Origin of the sequence: Novosphingobium pentaromativorans US6-1 (assembly GCF_000767465.1) — a bacterium.
Classification (GTDB): Bacteria; Pseudomonadota; Alphaproteobacteria; order Sphingomonadales; family Sphingomonadaceae; genus Novosphingobium; species Novosphingobium pentaromativorans.
In genome coordinates this window covers 740,161-756,828 of record NZ_CP009292.1, presented here as the reverse complement: position 1 = coordinate 756,828, position 16,668 = coordinate 740,161, and the positions used below count along the sequence as shown (strand labels likewise).

The following is a 16,668-nucleotide window of genomic DNA, read 5'->3' as shown; positions in this document are numbered from 1 at the left end:
ATACACCAACTTGTGAGATTGAAGCCGCACAGTAGCCTCGTTGCAAGTTTCGAGCAATGAACGTCCACCAATCTTACAACTTCACCGATGATCTCCGTGCCAAAAGGTCATTTGCACCGCTCTCGGCAGGGCAGGGCGCGCAAACCGACCGATGATCTCGGTGCCGTTTACCCCCGAAACGAATCATGCCGAGTCGAAAAGCAGGCGCAATTCCATCGACCGATCGCGTAATCCCGTATGCACCGATGATCTCGGTGCCAACCGATGAAGACCGTGCGATTTACCGATGATCTCAGTGCCATAGCCACCGATGATCTCGGAGCGCATACCTATTACAAGAATCCCTAATCAAAATCCGATTCGCGAATCGGCTTCAGTGGAATTTGGAAGGTTTTTGCAGCGCACTTGCTAAACGGCACTGAAAACATCGGTGGTTTTGTAGGTTTCAACCACCAAAACCGGCCAAAACTGCCAACTGGCTTGCCAATCCCGCTCAAAGCTGTTGTTACATGAGGACCTTAGGCCCCGGATTCGGGAAGGGATAGGCAACATGAGCGGGGATACGAGCAAACCGATCGGGCACCAATATGCTCTCGCCATGCTGGATGGCGGGGAGGACCGCGTCAGGTCGCTGGCCAAGTCCGCCGGGACGCAGCTCACGATGGATGCTTTCCTGCGCGTCCAGGACGAGGAGCCGGTCCCGGCTTTTCTCCACTCCGCGCTTTGCGCCATGTCACTGCCAACCAAACGGCCCAAAGACGACACTCAGCCGATCCTGCGCGAGGATGGCAAGTACGCACTCGCGATCAATCCACGGCCCGTTCTGCAGAACGTCGACGGCAAGCCTGTGCTCAGAAGCCTGGGCGTCCCTTACGGCGCCTATCCCCGGGTTGCGCTCATCTACCTGCTATCGCAAGCCGTCACGAAGCGCTCACGCGATGTCTATCTTGGTCGCAACTTTACCGAATGGATGCGCCGGCTTGGCTATCAGACCGTATCCTACGGACCGCGCGGCACCGCGAACCGCATGCGCGAGCAGGTCGACCGATTGCTCGCCTGCGAATGGCAGATCCGCTGGGACGGCACCGATGCAGGCGACAATGCCTTTGCTGTGCGCGATGTGAAGATCTCCAATGAATATGCAGGCTCGCTCGAGAAGAACGGCGCCTTCGCGCGTGAGATCCGCATGTCGGAAGCCTTCTACAGCCACCTGATCGAACATGCCGTGCCCCTGAACGAAATCGCGATCCGGGAACTGAAGGGCACGCCGACCGCGCTCGATCTCTATACCTACCTGGCCTATCGCCTGCCGCGCATCACCAGCGACAAGGGACAGACGATTTCGTGGGATCAACTGGCGCGCCACCTTGGCAACAGCGCCGATTCCAAGCGTTTTCGCCAGACTGTGCGCGAGACGATGCAACTGGTTTCGGCCGTCTATCCCAACGCCAATGTGGATATGTCCGGACGAAAGGTCGTCCTGCACCCATCGCCAGCGCCTCTCGAACGCAAGCTGGTGGGGCCGCATTTGCGGCTTGTTGGCGCGCCGGCGGGGGAAAAGGCACCGAGATCATCTGTCCCGGCAGAACGAAAAAGCCAGCGCGACTTGCCGCAACTGACCGAAGAACTGCGAGCCTTTCCGGAAGGCAGTCTCAGTTTCGGGACGCGAGAGGGCGCTTTTCGAAAGATCGGTCTCGAGAAAGGCCAGCCCTGGTCAGTCGACACGATGGCAGACGCCTTTCGCGCCGGTTTTCCCGGAATTGCCAAGCTGCGCACCGACACCGAATGGCTGCGCGTATGGGAAGCCTTTGTGGTGAGCTATGCGAAGCGGCGATCGCAGGATGGCGGCGATTGACCGATGATGTCGGTGCGCATGCTCGATAAAATATGAAGTGGAAGATTGCCGGCTCGGGACCTGACAATCGAGTTTGCTGGATGTCCTGCATGAGGGATGGATCGGGTTGCTGCGTATAACCGTGCAAGCAGAGGTATTTCAGGAAACCCCCTAATGGACGATCTTGACCGGATCATAGCTCAATTGCGCGAAGAGCCCGTGCCGGAAAGGCTGGACGCTATGGAAGGATCGGTCATGGCCGGGCTGACGGCAGCGCGTGAGCGATTGGTGGCACGCCGCGGAATTGTTCTGGGCTGTGCCGTTGCAGGGCTGATCGGGCTTTGGGGCGGGCTTGCCTTGCCTGGTACGCAATCTGTGCATGAAGATCCGCTCCTGGGCCTGCCTGCGGCCGCGCCCTCGCACTTGCTGGCTTCGTGACCGTGGGAAGCCTGCGCCGCTATTTTCTTGCCTTCGTCCTTGCTTTCCTGGCCGCGCTGGCGGCCTTGCTGCTCGGACAAAAGCTGCGTGCAGGCGATAATCACGAGAGCAGGTTGCATGCCGTTCTTCATGAAGAACTCGATCTGGATCCAGGGCAGGAAGCGCAGATTGATCGGATCGAGCATGATTTTGCGGAAAGGCGAAAGCTGCTCGACGGGCGGCTGCGACAGGCCAATGCGCAGCTTGCGCAGGCTATGGAGCGCGAGCATGCCTATGGCCCGGCAGTGGAGAAAGCCGTTGACCAATCGCATATGGCCATGGGCGAGTTGCAGAAGGCAACTCTTCAGCATGTCTTCGCCATGCGTTCCGTGCTCCGTCCGGATCAGGCAAGACGTTTCGATGCGGCTGTTGCCCATGCCCTGACCGCGCCCCCAGAGGAATGATCCGGCGTGTCCGGGCAGGGGCGGCATTCAGCGGAACAGGCGGCAGGGCAGGGCGAGGATGCTTCGGCGGTGGCCGCTGCGCTTGCGGGTCGCCAGAGCGGTTTCGATACCCTCATGAAATTGCACCGCGAGGCGGTGTTTCGCTTCGTGTACGGACTTACCGGCGCTGAGAGCGACGCGCTCGACATCACCCAGGAGAGTTTCGTCGCCGCGTTCCTCGCTCTCAACCGCTATGATCGGTCGCGGCCGTTTCGCGCATGGATCCTGCGCATTGCGCGCAACAAGTGTCATGACTGGGCCCGGCGGCGAAAAGTCCGCCGCTTCTTTTCCTTTGCGGTGCCGATCGACGATGCCGTCCACATTGCCGACCCGCAAGAGAACCCGGAAGAGGCCCTGTCCTCGCGCCTGGGGGTGGAACGGATTCACGAGGCGATTGCCCGCCTGCCCGACAGCCTCAAGGAACCGCTCCTGCTTTGTTCACTCGAGGACATGAGCCAGGACGAGGCCGCTCAGGTCCTCGGTATCAGCCGCAAGGCCGTGGAGACGCGCATCTACCGCGCCAGGCAGAAATTGTCGCAGATGCTCGAGGGATAAGCGCAGAATTTGCGTATTATCGCAGATGACTGCTTTCGACCCATTCAATCGCCGCCGCTTCCTTGCCTTGTCCGGCATACTTGCCGGAGGCCTTGGGCTTTCCGCAGTGACTCCCGCCTGGGCCCGCAGCGGTACGCCGGGTACGGCTGGCTTCGGCACACTCTCGGGCGATTCCATTGCCTTGCAGATCGGCGAAAGTCACTTTGCCACCGGCGGTCGCTCGGCCCATGCGATTACCGTGAACGGTACGCTGCCTGCACCGCTCCTGCGCCTGCGCGAAGGCCAGAACGTGCGTCTTGCCGTGACCAACACCTTGCGCGAGCAAAGCTCGATCCACTGGCACGGCTTGCTGCTTCCCTTCCAGATGGACGGCGTGCCCGGCGTCAGTTTTCCCGGCATCGATCCCGGTGAGACTTTCGTCTACGAGTTCCCGATCGTTCACTCCGGCACGTTCTGGTACCACAGCCATTCCGGGATGCAGGAGGCGGTCGGGCTTTACGGACCCATCGTCATCGATCCCGCTGGTCCGGATCCGGTTGCCTGCGATCGCGAGCACGTAATCGTCCTGTCGGACTGGAGCCCGATTCATCCGCACGAACAGTTGCGGCGCCTCAAGATGATGGGCGGCTATTTCAACCGACAAAAGCAGACTCTGGCCGGGTTGCTGGCCGGCAAGGATCAGAGCCTGTCCGAGCGCCTGGAATGGGCGCAGATGCGCATGGATGCGACCGACATCTCGGACGTAACCGGATCGACCTACAGCTTCCTTATCAATGGTCATGGCACCCTGGAGAACTGGACGGGGCTGTTCAGGCCGGGCGAGAAAGTGCGGCTGCGGGTGATCAATGCCTCGGCCATGACCAACTTCAATTTTCGCCTCCCCGGTCTTGCGCTCAAGGTCGTCGCTGCCGACGGTAATCACGTCCAGCCGGTCGAAACCGATGAAGTGCAGATCGCAATTGCCGAGACATACGACTTCATCGTCGAGCCGGGCGAGGCGGACAGCTATGCCATCGTGGCCGAGGCGATTGACCGATCCGGCCTTGTGCGTGGCTCGCTTGCCCAGCGCCCCGGGCTTGTCGCCCCGGTTCCGGCGCTGCGCGAAAGGCCGCTGCTCACCATGCGCGACATGGGCATGGACATGTCCGGGATGGACATGGGCGAGGACGGAGTGATCGATCTCAGCAAGCCAGCCAACGACTCCATGTCCGGGCATTCGATGTCGATGCGCGACCCCACTGTCGCACCCGGCGTGAAGATGGGGCCGGGCGTGGCGACGCTTTCGCCCATGCCGGTCGACCGTCTGGCGGATCGACCGACCGGACTGGAGAACGCCGACCACCGCGTTCTGACTTATGCGGACCTGCGCGCGCTCGATCCCAATCCCGATCCGCGTACGCCGAGCCGCGAGATCGACGTCCATCTGACGGCCAACATGGAACGCTACATGTGGTCGATCGACGGCGAGGCGCTTTCGGAAGGTCCTGACCCAATTCCGTTCCGACTTAACGAACGGGTCCGTGTGAACCTCATCAATGACACGATGATGCCGCATCCGATCCACCTGCACGGTCACTTTTTCGAACTGGTCAGCGGTGAGCCCGGGCACCGGGTGCGCAAACACACCGTCAATGTGCTGCCGGGCGGCAAGGCGTCGTTCGACCTGACTGCGGACGGGGAGGGCGACTGGGCCTTCCATTGCCACATGTTGCTGCACATGCATTCCGGGATGATGCGCATTGTCACGGTTCGCGATGAGGGAGGAGCCGCGTGATGGCGCGCCAATCCGTCCGAGCGTTAGCTTCCGCATCGTTGCTCGTCATGGGCATGATCGCCCCGCAGCTCGCTGCGGCGCAGGACGCGCCCATTGACCATTCCATGCACGGATCCATGCATGACGGGAATGGCATGGACATGCCCATGGATGCTGGCGAGGCCATGCCCGCTGGCAACCATGAGATGCCGATGGACATGCCCATGGGCGAGGGGCATTCCGCCCATGCCGGCCACATCATGGCGGAGCCGGACGTCGCCGATCAGCCGGGCAACGCGCCGCCGCCGGCGGTGCCGACCGATCACTCTGCCGACCGCTATTTTCCGCAGGAGCGAATGGAGGCAGCGCGCGATGCGCTGTTGAAGCACTCCGCTTTCTCTACGCTGGCGCTCCAGGTCGACCGCCTCGAGTATCGCGTGAGGGACGGCAGGGACGGTTACGGCTGGGAAGGCGAAGCCTGGTACGGTGGCGACATCGACCGGATCGTCGTCGCCAGCGAAAGCGAGGGAACGTTCGGGGAGGCTGCGGAGCGCGTAGAAGTCGCCGCCTATTGGCGCCATGCTCTCGATCCCTGGTTCAACCTGCAGCTTGGCGCACGGCACGATTTGCGTCCGGACCCCCAGCGCACTTACGCCATGCTCGGTATCCAGGGGCTGGCGCCCTACTGGTTCGAGGTGGAGGGGCAGATGCTCGTGTCCGACAAGGGGGATGTGCACGCGCGCGGCAAGGCATCCTACGATCAGCGCCTGACACAGGTGCTGGTGCTCGAGCCTGAAGTCGAATTCGACTTTGCGTTTCAGGACGTGCCGGAAATAGGCGTCGGGGCCGGTTTCGAAAGGGTCGAGCTGGGCGCGCGGCTGCGTTACGACGCCAATCGCTCGCTCGCGCCGTATATTGGCGTGAACTGGGAACGCCAGCTGGGCGAAACCGCTCGCCTGTCACGCGCAGCGGGTGAGGGCGTCTCCGACTTTTCAGCCGTGGTGGGAATACGCGCCATGTTCTGAGCGGCGGCGCGCGCCGCGCCGTTCGCGCAGTTCCGAGCGATCTGCAGGGAAATCGAGGCGCAGCGATATTCGCTGCGCCTCGCTTATGGCTTGATTGTGACAGGCCCGCTCGTCAGGCCGGCCTGCGCCACAATGCGTAGATCTTGGCGACGTCGACCTGGCTGTCCCAGCTGCATTCGGCGCCTTGTTCGATGATGAAAGTATCCCCCTTGGCGAAGGTCGCCTCGCGCCCTTCTGCGTCGACGAATGTGACGCTGCCTTCCAGCAGGTGCATCAGTTCGCAGTGGTGGAAGAATATGGGTTTGCGCTGGTAGGGCGTTGAGTCCCACACACCGCATTTGAATGCCTCGTCGGTCGAGGCGAACATCGTGTTGGCCCGGCATGAGGGCGTTTCACCCAGCAACAGTTCGGCAGCCGGCGGGTTCGATGCAGAAAGCTCGGCATCGTTGGCGATGGACGTGATGCCGGGAGTACCGGGTGCGCCATCCAGATAGCGCATGAACAGCAGTTTAGTTGAGGCCGTGCACGACCAGGTGAAGGCGGTGCCGCGCGCCACCGCGCAGCTTTCGCCCACCGCCAGTTCCAGCGCGCCATTCGCGTCTGCAAGGGTTACTGCCCCCTCGAGGACGAAGATCCAGGTGTCGCCGCGATCTTCGCGGGTCTCGCCCCTGTCGGCTGCAAGCGCGATAAGCCCTACTTCGCACGGCCCGCTGCGCAGGGCGACGAGATGGGCGCCGCTGGTGAAGGGGTCGCTGGTTGACTTGTCAGTTGCGGGAAGATTGGCGGCAATTGCACGCAGATCGATGAAAGTGGGACAATCGGCAAAGGGGCTCACATGAGTCTCCGCAAAATGAAAGGGGAGGGGAGGGACGCCATTACCTCGAAGGCCGATGGTCATTTATCCATCGGCCTCCTTGGGACATGGCGGAATTCAGTTCATGCCGTGGTATTTCCAAGGGCGCGGACCGGAATGAGTTCGGCCTCGGTTCAGAGATACTTGAGCCAGGCGATGTCGCGGCGGCGTGCCTTGAGCTTGGAGAACCACACGGTCGGGACATAGAGAACCGGCAGCAGACCGGCGTACCAGATCCAGACCCAGGCGATGTTATCGACGCCGAAGAACTCGCCGTGATTGGGCCCCCAGATGTAGAGCGCGGTCATATAGAGCGCGCGCAGCACATAAAGGTGCAGCACGTAGAAGAACATTGGCGCTGCGCCGAATACCGCCAGCGCATTCATCCAGCCCTGGCCCTGCACCTTTTCGAATTGCGAGAGCAGAAGGGCGCCGATGCCCAGCGTCGGCAACAGGAACAGCAGCGAGGGCGGATACTTGGTCAGGGCGATGAAGGCCATGAACGTGCGCAGCGGCGTCTCCCCGGCGGTCCATGGCTTGTCGCCATAGACGTCGAGGAAGCGCAGCACGACAAAGGCGGCGAGCATGCCAAGACCGAGGAGCATGAGCCGTTTCTGACGAACGCCGGCATCCGAACCCTTGGCGAACCAGGGTCCCATGGCGTAACCCAGCGAAATCACGCCGATCCACGGCAGCACCGGGTAGGTCGTCTTCGCCATGAGGCCGAACGGCAGGTCGATCATGTCGCGCTGGTGCAGCATGGCCCAGGGCACGTAGAGCGGATGGCCGGGCTCGAGATGAATGGGATCGAGCAGGTTGTGACCGCACACGATAGCGAGGCCAATGGCGAAGAGGACCTTGCGCGGCAGGTGCAGAAGTGCCGCCAGCGCCACCATCGACAGGCCGATCGCCCAGATGACCTGCAGCCAGAACGTCGGGGGAAGCTTCGAAGTCCAGGCCATTGTAATGAGCGTGACTTCAAGGAACATGATGAACACGCCGCGCTTGAGCAGGAAGGTCGAGGCTTCCGCCTTGCTGTGGCTTTGCGTGTAGAGCCAGGCCCCCAGGCCGGTGAGGGCAACGAAGACGGGCGCGCACAGGTTGCTTACCAGGCGGGTAAAGAACAGCGAAGGCGCTACGCTTGCGGCATCCATCGGATCGGTAACCTGCATGTGCAGGAACCATGTCTCCCGCACGTGGTCGAGCAGCATGATGACCATGACGAGGCCTCGCAGGGCATCGATGCTCTGCAGGCGCTGGCGTACGGCGGCGGCCGGTTGGGTAAGCGGGCTGGCCTCGAACTGGGCTTGCCCCATGACAGCGGCATTTGCCATTGAAGGTACTGTCCTTTCCGCCGGGCGGGCTTTTGCCTGTCCCGATCGATTGCGATTTTCGATGCCACCATCGTGGCCAATATATTGCGACATTTCCTATGGAAGTTGTGGTCGGCGCAGTAAAAAGCGCATCTGCATTGGCCCTGGGGACGGTAGATGCTGCCGCAGCCTGTTGCGCCTGTGCCTGCTGGAACCGCCCTTGCGCCCGACACGGGCGGCGGGAATTGTCGGGCCCTGTGGCATCCGGGTCCCGCATCTGCTGAAAGAGCGCCTCTTTTCAGTGCAATCTTTCGAGTGCGCGATGCCATGTGTGCAGCGACGGAAGCTTCTGCTTCCAACATGCCCGGGCAATGCCACGCAGAATCGAGGTCTCGAATCCATGTCCCCAGTCGTCGAGCGAATTCACAGTGACGAAAAGCTGCCGGCTGTCGCCGACGTGGTGATCGTGGGTGCCGGCATCGTCGGCTCCGCGACAGCCTATTACCTTGCCAAGCGCGGCCTTTCTGTGGCCCTGATCGAAAAGGGCAACGTGGGTTGCGAGCAGTCGAGCCGCAACTGGGGCTGGTGCCGCCAGCAGAATCGCGATGCCCGCGAGATGCCGCTGTCGCTGCTTTCGATGCACCTCTGGGACGAACTGGCGGGTGAGATCGGCAAGGATCTCGGTTTTCGGCGCTGCGGTCTCGTATATGCGACGGACGATGAAAAGATGCTGGCCGGCTGGGAAAGCTGGCGCCCGGTGGCGAAGGAGTTCGGCGTCAATACCCGGATGCTGAGCGCGGCCGAGGCGGCTGACCGGATGCCGACGACGCGGCGTAACTGGGTTGGCGGATTGCATTCGGCTGACGACGGCAAGGCTGAGCCGGCGCTGGCTGCGCCGGTTCTTGCCGAAGGCGCAAGGGCGCTGGGGGCGACGATTCACCAGGAATGCGCCGCGCGGGCGCTCGATATCGCCAATGGAAGGGTCGTCGGCGTACACACCGAAAAGGGCACCATTCGCACCAATGCCGTGCTCTGCGCCGCCGGCGCATGGGCATCGCGCTTCGTCCGCACGCACGGGGTCAGTTTCCCGCAGGCCAGCGTTCGCCAGACTGCGCTGCGCACGAAGCCGACGGTCAATGTCGGCGACGTTCTCTATTCGCCCGACTTTGCCATGACGCGCAGACTCGATGGCAGCTATACCCTTGCGATCAGCGGTCGTGCGGTCCTTGAACTGACGCCGAAGGGCATCCGCTATGCCCGCGAGTTCATGCCCCAATTCATCCAGCGGCTGAAGGCGGTGCAGGTCGGTCTCGGAAAGTCGTTCCTGACCGGTCCGGATTCGGCTGCTGCCCTGTTGTTCAACGATGACAAGATTTTCGAGAAGACCCGCGTCCTCGATCCCGAACCGCTTGGCCGGCAAGTGCGGCAGATCATGCACAATGTGCGCTCGACTTTCCCGCAATTGGCGAACATCGAGATTGACAGTGCCTGGGGCGCATTCGTCGATTGCACGCCCGACGCAGTGCCGGTCATCTCGCAGGTCGACAAGGTCGACGGACTTGTCCTTGCCGCAGGCTGTTCCGGGCACGGTTTCGGCGTTGGGCCGGGTATTGGCTATCTTGCCGCGCAGCTGATCGTCAACGATACGCCCAGCATCGATCCCACGCCATTCCGGCTCTCGCGCCTTGTCGATGGTTCGAAAGTGGAAGTCGGCGCGCTCTGATCGCGTCGCAGAACGCAGAGCCTAGCGCGTTTCGATCCAGATCGGGTTCGAATAGAACCACAGGTCTGACCACGGATCTTCTCCGGGCTGGTCCGGTAAGGGTTCGCCCTGGTCCGTGCTGGTGCCGCGCAGGCGCAGGTACTGGGATGCTTCGATCTTCGGGATGCGGTAGCGCAATGTGACCTCCCCATTGCGGCGCTCACGCGTGGAAACCGGAAAGCGACGTGCGACGTGCGTGTCGGGCGTGCCGCTGCGCAGGCTGCCGGCGATCAGGTCGACATGGTCGAGCGGCGCATGGGAACGATCTTCGGTATCCGGCAGCCTCAGGCGGATCGTGAGGACAGGGGAAGTGCCGCGCTTCAAGTGCAGGGTCTGGCCGAGTTCGACCTTTCGCGGTTTGCCGTTGTCGTCCGAAACCGACAGCGAAAGGCCGGTCACCAGATTGCCGGTTGTCACGAAGACTCGTCCTTGCCGAAGGCCTTCCAGCACATCGTCCGGATCGCGGCGGGCATGAACCCATGTCCTGGCATATTCGCCAGGCCAGAAATCGGCGCCGCCCTCGCTCCAATGGCCGTGCGAGTCCGAACCCACGGTGATCCACCAGCGGCGTCCCTCGCTCAGCATGGAGTCCCAGGCGCCGCCGAGAATGGCGGTCATCTGGTCGAATCCACCCAGGGTGGGATAGCCCCCGTAGAGTCCGCGCGATCCATGGGCGAGATCGCGGCCGGGAGACGGGCGCGCCGCCTGGTGGCCGGGAGCGCCCTCCATGCCCACGGCTATGCCCGGTGCCGTATCCATCCAGGCGCGGAATTCGGCCGGATCGTGCAGCCCCCACTGGCCTCGTCCTGTCGCCGTGCGCGAAGGATGGTTGGCGAGGAGGACGGGGGGATGATCCAGCGCCGCCATGAAGCGCAGGGCATCGAGCATTCTTGGCTTGGTGTCTCTTGCAGGATCGGTTGGCCAGGCATCGCGCTCGGCAAATCCGGCCTCGATGCGGCGCAGATCCTCGCGCTCGCTGGCGGTCATCGGCATGATGAGGCTGGCATGCTCACCGCCGGGCGTGTCGAATTCAAGCCCGTAGAACAGCATCATGCCGGGGAAATCTCTGCGTACGTCCTGAAGCGATGGCCAAGCCAGCCGGGCGTTCAGGGCGGAATGTCCCGGGCCGCCATGGTCGGTGGAGACCATCCAGTCGAGGCCGAAGCGGCTGGCCATCTGCGCGTTCTGCCGGATCGTGTGACGGCTGTCGCCGCCCATTACGGGCTTGGGCAGGGCGGTCGGATCGGACGGGTCCTTTTGCCAGCCGGCGCTGAATTCGCTGTGCACATGGTGATCGCCGGCAAGCCACTGGCGGCATGCTTCGTCATCTTTCGGCGGTGAGGCGGCTAGAAGCAGCGCGGATGTGCACAGGAGCGCCAGGGAGCGGGGCATGGGGAGAAATCTCGTCAATCGAAAATGGGGGTCGACCGAAAACGGGGTGGGCCGAAAACGGGGGTGGGCGGCGCTCCGGGGGAGGGCGCCGCCCAGGTCGATTACAGGCTCATGCGCGCCGTCAGGCGCACGGTGCGGCCGTAGTCGGTATATCCGCCGAACCAGTTGTCGCCGACGAACTGGCGCTGCTTGGCATTGGTGACATTGATGCCCTGCAAGGAGACCTTGAGGTGATCGCTCGCCTTGAGGCTGATGCTGGCATCGAGGCTGCCGAAGGCGCTGTCGTTGATCGAGAGGTTGTCATTGGTGCCTACGGACTGCAGCACCTTGCCTCGCCATGAGTAGCTGACCCACGCTTCGAACGGGCCGTTCTCATAGAAACCGGTCAGGTTGTAGCTGTGCCGCGCGATGTTCGCGAGGTCATCCTTCAGGGTGTCGCTGTAGCTCGCCTTGGAATCGGTGAGCGTGTAGTTGGCCTGCAACCCGAGGCCGTCCAGCGGGGCGGGCAGGAAGCTCAGGCGATGCTGGAAGGCGAGTTCCAGCCCCTTGACCGAGGCATCGCCGCCGTTGGTCGGTGCCGTCAGCATGTAGGTCTGGCCGTCGACCACGAAGTCGGAGACCTGATTGTACACGAAAGTGCCGATGTCCTTGTAGAAGACGCTGGCGCTTATGACGCTGCCGGGAGCGAAATAGTATTCGAGGCCGGCATCGTATTGCCAGGCCTGGAAGCGCTGCAGTTCGGGATTGCCGCCTCGCGCTTCGAAGATCGTGCCCGAGGAATTGAGCGTGAGGCGCGGAGCGAGGTCGGACAGGGAGGGGCGGGTGATGACCTTGGCCATGGCGAAGCGCGCGATGAGATCGCGTGCCGGTTCGATCACCAGGTTCGCAGAAGGCAGGAAGTCGTCATAGGTCGACGTGTAGCTTACCGGACGGGCTGCGGTGCCGTCATCCGCGTATCCGGCCGAAGTCTGGCGGGTATGCGCATAGCGCAAGCCCATATTTCCGCGAACGGGCATGGCGCCAAGCATCGTATCGAAGTTCGCCATGGCGAAGGCGGAAGTGATTTCTTCGCCGATGCTGTAGGAATTGCGCAAGTCCGACCGGCTCGGCGTGGAAGCCGACAGGGCGCTTTTGTTGCTATCGTTCCAGAACGGGTCGGGGTCCGGCACGACCCATGCGGTCGGCAGCGAACCGTTGGTACCGGCGAGAAAGTCGTTGAACGGGAAACGGTCGAAATAGGTTCCGTCGAAATACTGCCCGGCAAGCGATGTCAGGTTGACGTCGCGGCGGTCGTAGTCGCGGCTGCGATCACGATACTTGGCACCCATCGAGATGCGCGAGAACGGTCCGAAATCGACCGGTCGTTCGGTGGCGAGGCCGAAGGCATGCTCCTTGTCCACCGAGCTTACGTCGCGCCATTCGACACGGCGGAACGGGAGCTGGCCGGGATTTTCGAGATCGGCTTCGAGGAAGTCGACGCTGGGCACGTTCGTCCCGGCTGACTTGGGCATGGTCACCTTGACGAGTCCGACCGGACCGAGCAGGCGGGTGCGGGTGATCGGTGCGCTCGTTTCGCTGACGGCGCGCGTCACGTAGGCGGTGGGATGGAAAGTCCAGTCCCCGGCTCGCACATCGCCGCTGAGTCCGACGAACCAGTTCTGGTGCCGCATGTCGGAAACTTCGCGGCCGATCTGCGTCTTGCCTTCGGTCGTGGCGCTGATGAGCGCGCCATCTTCGATCACCGCCGATCCCGGGACGATCGTGTCGACATCGATGTCCGCCGAATAAGTCAGTTCGTCGTAGTGATCGTCGAGCCGGGTGTAGAAGCCTTCAAGCGTCAGATTGACCGCGTCGCTCGGCGCGAACTGGAGGGCTGCGTTGACCGCATAGCGCTTGCGGTCTTCCTGCTCCAGCGTCGGGCGAACGGCTGAAGGGGCGACAATCGCGCCGGTGTCCTCAATCCCGTCACCGTCGGTATCGACGCCCTCGGACATCTCTTCCCAGCCAACGCCGGTGATGCGGTCCTGGCGCAAGGTGCGCTGGGAATAGGAACCGGCGATCAGCAGGCCGAGGGTTTCGCTGTCATTCTTCCAGCTGGCAAGACCAGACAGGTTGGGATCGATCGTGTCCGCCTTTTCAACGTAATTACCCGCAAGCGTGCCGATGACTGTTCCGGATTCGAGGTCCATCGGCTTGAAGGTGCGGATATTGACGATGCCGCCGATGGCGCCTTCCTCGAGGTCGGCGGAAGGGCTTTTCATCACGTCGACACCGGCGATGAGTTCGGAAGGAATCGTGTCGAAGCGGAACTGGCGCCCGTTCTGGCCGCTGTCGCGCACGTTCTCGTTCACGGCGATCGACTGGCCGTTGAGCAAGGTCACCTGGAAGTTGGGACCGAGCCCGCGAACCTTGACGAAGAGTCCTTCGCCACGGTCGCGCTCGATGGTCACGCCGGGCAGGCGCTGCAGCGATTCCGCGATGTTCTGGTTGGGGAACTGCGCGATATCGACTGCCTCGATCGAATCGACGACATTATCGGCCTTGCGCTTGCGGTCCAGCGCATCGGCGATCGAAGCGGAGTAGCTTCCCTGCACGATGATCTCATTGTTGCCAGAAGCGCCATCGCCTGCCGCCGCGACAGCCGAAGTTGCGGTGGTCAGGGCAACCGGCTGCCTGGTAGCGGCCGGCGCGCGGTAAAGGATCGCAGTCTCTCCGGAGTAGCGCACGGCCAGGCCGGTGCCGCTCAGCAAGCGCTGCAGGGCGACCTCGGTGCTGGTGCGGCCCGAAACGGCAGGCGCGCTCTGTCCGCGCACCAGTTCGGGACGGAAGACGATCTCGATCCCCGTCTGGCGCGAGAGGATGCGCAGCGCCGAAGACAGGGGCTGTGCGGAAAGGTTCACGTCATGAACCTGGCTCGCCGCCTGGCCCTGCGCCTTTGCCTCAAGGGCATGGGCAGGGATCGCGAACAACGCGCAGGATGCGAGAAACGCGGAACGAAAATTCTTGTACACAAGGCCTCCAGTAGCCGGGAAATGTTGCCAACCAACGGCCGACAAGACACCGCCCGAAGAGTAACCCGGACAAACTTTTTTATTTCATTTTCAGGTACTTATTGTGACACTTCGATTACACGGAGATTATTTCGAGATGCGCCACCCCTCGCCTTCGCGGCGGGCTTTGAAGCCGTAGAGCGGGGCAAGCTTCTCCAGCAGCCTGTCGGGCTGGGTAATGCGAAAGCGGCCGGAAACCTGCATCGCGGCAAGGGCCGGGTCTACCGCAATCGGTGTTGCCGTCCTGCGCTCGATCAGGTCTGCAAGATCGGCAAGCGAAATGGCCGCCTCGTCGACCCACCCACCGCGCCAGTCTTCTTCCGCTCCGGCTTCGAAGCGCCCGATGGTCACTTCCTGCCCGATCGTCACGCGCGATCCGCGCCGGACTCTCATCGTTGCGGCCTCGGCCTTGGGCGCCCGTACTTCCACTACGCCCTGATAGACATCGACACGTGTATCCTTGGCCATTTCCCTTATCAGGAACCGGGTCCCGACGACGCGAATGCTGGCCCTGTCGGTTGCAATCAGGAACGGTCGGGCAGGGTCGTGGGCGACGTCGAACAGGGCATCCCCGCGCGTGAGGGCGAAGCGGCGTTCACTATCGGAAAAGCGCACCTGCGCCTCGCTGCCTCCACCCATTTCGACCCGGGTGCCGTCAGGAAGCTGGGCAACAAGCCGCTCGCCGGTATGCGTCTTGAGTGTCATGCCCGCGGCTATGCGCGGGTCCTCGCCGGTCATCGGATCGCGCCCGAATGGCGCCAGGTACGATACCGCAGCAACCATCAGCGCCAAAGCCAACGTCGCGGCGACCAGCCTGGGGCCGGCGACTTGCGCAAGCGTCCTTGCGGCTGCGGCGACACTGTTCCCGACTGCATCCAACGCCGACCAAAACGTTCGCTGCGCCGTGATGCGGGGCACATCCTGCATCGCCGCGACGAGATCGTCGTCCGCATAGAGATTGTCGGCGAGCATGTATTCCAGTTCGTGCGCGGGGCTTCGGGCCAGCCATTCGCGCAGTTCAATGCGTTCGGCTTCGCGCATCGGTCCCAGATGCTCGCGCTCGATCCACCATGCGGCCTGCGCCTGGATCTCCTCGAGGCGTTCCTCGTAACTGCGAAAGGCGCCGATCCGGATCACCATGGCCGTTCGCCCTCGATCATGAACTTGTCCTGATAGGCCCGCAGCGAAGCGAGCGCGCGCACGACGTGCTTTTCCACCGCGGCGCTGGATAGGTTCAGGGCCTTGCCGATCTCCTGGTAGGACTGGTTTTCCAGCCGCCTGCGGATCAGCACTTCGCGCCGCAGCGGTGGCAGGGTTTCCAGCGCCTTGCGAAACTGGCGCATCCTGTCATTGTCGAGCGCCGCCCTCTCCTGCGAGGGACGTTCATCGGCGTAATCCTCGACCAGACCGGCGACCATGCGCCGTTCGCGGCGCTGGTGGTTTATCAGCAGGTTGACCGCGATCTTGAACAGCAGGCCGCGTGCATTGCGCACTTTCTCACGCCGCTGGAATTCGACGAGACGGATGAATGCGTCCTGGGCGATGTCCTCGGCCAGTATCGCGCTTCCCGACTTGCGCATGAGGAAGGCCACGAGCGCCGCGCGCTCGCTCGCGTTGATTTCGAAGTCGGCATGCTGCGCGCTCATGGCCACGAACGGGGATAGAGCGGCTTGATCGCCGGATCTGACAGGCAGGACATCCACTCCACACTCCTGCAACGGACTGCGCCAATGCGAGCTCGCACTAGAGACAATCGAAGCCCGCCAATCCGGACAGGACTGGCGTACGGTCCGGACCTTCGGCCGGGTCTGAGAGTGTTTGGTTTGGGTGCAGGACAGTCACAACGGCGCGCTTAGGTGCGCACTATGACACTTTCGGGTCTTGTCACCCTCTTCGCTGGCGTGTTCTGGGTTCCTGAGAAAGCGATCCGGCCAATCGCGCGGGAAGGCTTTCGGGCGCGCAGGGCGCCATGCAAGGCGGGTCCTACCAGGCGTCCCAGAGAGGCTTGTGCCGTCGTTTGTCGGCAGCCGTCTGCTCCGGCAGCTTGTCAAAAGTGGGCCAGAAACCCAAAGTTTCGTACATCGAGCGTTCCAGGTAGGGATACGCGTCGCCGGCGGCGCTGTCGACGCGGGCACATTCGCCCAGTTCGGGAAGGCTTACGCGATAAAGTCCGTGTCGCTTGCGCGAATGCATCACTGACTCCCTGACTCG

14 protein-coding genes are annotated in these 16,668 nt (G+C 62.6%); 7 read left to right on the top strand and 7 right to left on the bottom strand.

Going from position 1 to position 16,668, the window contains the following annotated elements:
• Nucleotides 1–550 precede the first annotated feature (550 nt).
• The 6 genes from JI59_RS21975 to JI59_RS21950 all read left to right on the top strand — a co-directional run bounded on the left by JI59_RS21975 (nucleotide 551) and on the right by JI59_RS21950 (nucleotide 6,087).
• The gene (locus tag JI59_RS21975) at nucleotides 551–1,855 is read left to right on the top strand and encodes a replication protein RepA (protein WP_007014149.1); all 1,305 of its coding nucleotides are present in this window, start codon (nucleotides 551–553) and stop codon (nucleotides 1,853–1,855) included.
• Nucleotides 1,856–2,008: 153 nt separating this feature from the next.
• Nucleotides 2,009–2,272 carry a hypothetical protein gene (locus tag JI59_RS21970; RefSeq protein WP_039857716.1) on the top strand — a complete coding sequence of 88 codons (264 nt, stop codon included), beginning with the start codon at nucleotides 2,009–2,011 and terminating at the stop codon, nucleotides 2,270–2,272.
• On the top strand, nucleotides 2,269–2,715 hold the full coding sequence (locus JI59_RS21965) for a periplasmic heavy metal sensor (protein ID WP_338042183.1): 447 nt from the start codon (nucleotides 2,269–2,271) through the stop codon (nucleotides 2,713–2,715). Before JI59_RS21970 ends, JI59_RS21965 begins: the two co-directional genes overlap by 4 nt.
• A 6-nt stretch (nucleotides 2,716–2,721) precedes the next feature.
• On the top strand, nucleotides 2,722–3,309 hold the full coding sequence (locus tag JI59_RS21960; protein WP_007014151.1) for an RNA polymerase sigma factor: 588 nt from the start codon (nucleotides 2,722–2,724) through the stop codon (nucleotides 3,307–3,309).
• A gap of 25 nt (nucleotides 3,310–3,334) precedes the next feature.
• A complete protein-coding gene (locus tag JI59_RS21955) occupies nucleotides 3,335–5,083 on the top strand; it encodes a copper resistance system multicopper oxidase (RefSeq protein ID WP_007014152.1) in 1,749 nt (582 codons plus the stop codon).
• Nucleotides 5,083–6,087 (top strand): copper resistance protein B, encoded by a 1,005-nt coding sequence (locus JI59_RS21950; RefSeq protein ID WP_238532582.1) that lies wholly within the window; start codon nucleotides 5,083–5,085, stop codon nucleotides 6,085–6,087. Before JI59_RS21955 ends, JI59_RS21950 begins: the two co-directional genes overlap by 1 nt.
• Before the next feature lie 112 nt (nucleotides 6,088–6,199).
• Here the strand turns inward: JI59_RS21950 and JI59_RS21945 are convergent, their stop codons facing one another.
• Together JI59_RS21945 and JI59_RS21940 are read right to left on the bottom strand one after the other, a co-directional pair.
• A complete protein-coding gene (locus tag JI59_RS21945; RefSeq protein WP_007014154.1) occupies nucleotides 6,200–6,922 on the bottom strand; it encodes a cupin domain-containing protein in 723 nt (240 codons plus the stop codon).
• 152 nt (nucleotides 6,923–7,074) lie between these two features.
• Entirely contained in the window at nucleotides 7,075–8,274 is a 1,200-nt protein-coding gene (locus JI59_RS21940) for an acetyltransferase domain-containing protein (protein ID WP_239000621.1), read from the bottom strand.
• Between the two features lie 379 nt (nucleotides 8,275–8,653).
• On the opposite strand from JI59_RS21940, the gene JI59_RS21935 reads away from it, so the two are divergent.
• Nucleotides 8,654–9,976 carry an NAD(P)/FAD-dependent oxidoreductase gene (locus tag JI59_RS21935; protein ID WP_007014156.1) on the top strand — a complete coding sequence of 441 codons (1,323 nt, stop codon included), beginning with the start codon at nucleotides 8,654–8,656 and terminating at the stop codon, nucleotides 9,974–9,976.
• Nucleotides 9,977–9,997: 21 nt separating this feature from the next.
• Here the strand turns inward: JI59_RS21935 and JI59_RS21930 are convergent, their stop codons facing one another.
• The 5 genes from JI59_RS21930 to JI59_RS21910 form a co-directional block, all read right to left on the bottom strand.
• Entirely contained in the window at nucleotides 9,998–11,407 is a 1,410-nt protein-coding gene (locus JI59_RS21930; RefSeq protein WP_007014158.1) for a CehA/McbA family metallohydrolase domain-containing protein, read from the bottom strand.
• Nucleotides 11,408–11,508: 101 nt separating this feature from the next.
• Complete coding sequence (locus JI59_RS21925; RefSeq protein WP_007014159.1) at nucleotides 11,509–14,418, bottom strand: TonB-dependent receptor; 2,910 nt, start codon at nucleotides 14,416–14,418, stop codon at nucleotides 11,509–11,511.
• A gap of 126 nt (nucleotides 14,419–14,544) precedes the next feature.
• Entirely contained in the window at nucleotides 14,545–15,597 is a 1,053-nt protein-coding gene (locus tag JI59_RS21920; protein WP_007014160.1) for a FecR family protein, read from the bottom strand.
• Entirely contained in the window at nucleotides 15,591–16,160 is a 570-nt protein-coding gene (locus tag JI59_RS21915; RefSeq protein ID WP_007014161.1) for an RNA polymerase sigma factor, read from the bottom strand. Before JI59_RS21915 ends, JI59_RS21920 begins: the two co-directional genes overlap by 7 nt.
• A 280-nt stretch (nucleotides 16,161–16,440) precedes the next feature.
• Nucleotides 16,441–16,650 carry a hypothetical protein gene (locus JI59_RS21910; RefSeq protein WP_007014162.1) on the bottom strand — a complete coding sequence of 70 codons (210 nt, stop codon included), beginning with the start codon at nucleotides 16,648–16,650 and terminating at the stop codon, nucleotides 16,441–16,443.
• Nucleotides 16,651–16,668: the final 18 nt, after the last annotated feature.

Bases quoted from the DNA above. Each gene is read 5' to 3' on its own strand.
- JI59_RS21975 (WP_007014149.1), top strand. From the start codon at position 551: ATGAGCGGGGATACGAGCAAACCGATCGGGCACCAATATGCTCTCGCC.
- JI59_RS21970 (WP_039857716.1), top strand. From the start codon at position 2,009: ATGGACGATCTTGACCGGATCATAGCTCAATTGCGCGAAGAGCCCGTG.
- JI59_RS21955 (WP_007014152.1), top strand. From the start codon at position 3,335: ATGACTGCTTTCGACCCATTCAATCGCCGCCGCTTCCTTGCCTTGTCC.
- JI59_RS21950 (WP_238532582.1), top strand. From the start codon at position 5,083: ATGGCGCGCCAATCCGTCCGAGCGTTAGCTTCCGCATCGTTGCTCGTC.
- JI59_RS21940 (WP_239000621.1), bottom strand. From the start codon at position 8,274: ATGGCAAATGCCGCTGTCATGGGGCAAGCCCAGTTCGAGGCCAGCCCG.
- JI59_RS21935 (WP_007014156.1), top strand. From the start codon at position 8,654: ATGTCCCCAGTCGTCGAGCGAATTCACAGTGACGAAAAGCTGCCGGCT.
- JI59_RS21930 (WP_007014158.1), bottom strand. From the start codon at position 11,407: ATGCCCCGCTCCCTGGCGCTCCTGTGCACATCCGCGCTGCTTCTAGCC.
- JI59_RS21920 (WP_007014160.1), bottom strand. From the start codon at position 15,597: ATGGTGATCCGGATCGGCGCCTTTCGCAGTTACGAGGAACGCCTCGAG.
- JI59_RS21910 (WP_007014162.1), bottom strand. From the start codon at position 16,650: ATGCATTCGCGCAAGCGACACGGACTTTATCGCGTAAGCCTTCCCGAA.